This is a genomic window from Actinoplanes campanulatus, assembly GCF_014647795.1.
Taxonomy (GTDB): domain Bacteria; phylum Actinomycetota; class Actinomycetes; order Mycobacteriales; family Micromonosporaceae; genus Actinoplanes; species Actinoplanes campanulatus.
The window spans coordinates 1-476 of sequence record NZ_BMPW01000101.1; the positions used below are offsets into that span (position 1 = coordinate 1).

Annotated in this window: 1 protein-coding gene; it reads left to right on the forward strand. The window is 55.0% G+C overall.

All coding sequences use genetic code 11. The features are described 5' to 3' along the window. On the forward strand, positions 1-476 hold a 476-nt coding region (locus IEZ13_RS46235; protein ID WP_189285831.1), incomplete at both ends, for an IS6-like element IS26 family transposase.

The window sequence follows — 476 nt, forward strand, 5'->3', positions numbered from 1 at the left end:
TGCAGGAGATGCTGGCTGAACGCGGAGTGAATGTCGATCACTCCACGATTTACCGCTGGGTTCAGCGTTATGCGCCTGAAATGGAAAAACGGCTGCGCTGGTACTGGCGTAACCCTTCCGATCTTTGCCCGTGGCACATGGATGAAACCTACGTGAAGGTCAATGGCCGCTGGGCGTATCTGTACCGGGCCGTCGACAGCCGGGGCCGCACTGTCGATTTTTATCTCTCCTCCCGTCGTAACAGCAAAGCTGCATACCGGTTTCTGGGTAAAATCCTCAACAACGTGAAGAAGTGGCAGATCCCGCGATTCATCAACACGGATAAAGCGCCCGCCTATGGTCGCGCGCTTGCTCTGCTCAAACGCGAAGGCCGGTGCCCGTCTGACGTTGAACACCGACAGATTAAGTACCGGAACAACGTGATTGAATGCGATCATGGCAAACTGAAACGGATAATCGGCGCCACGCTGGGATTT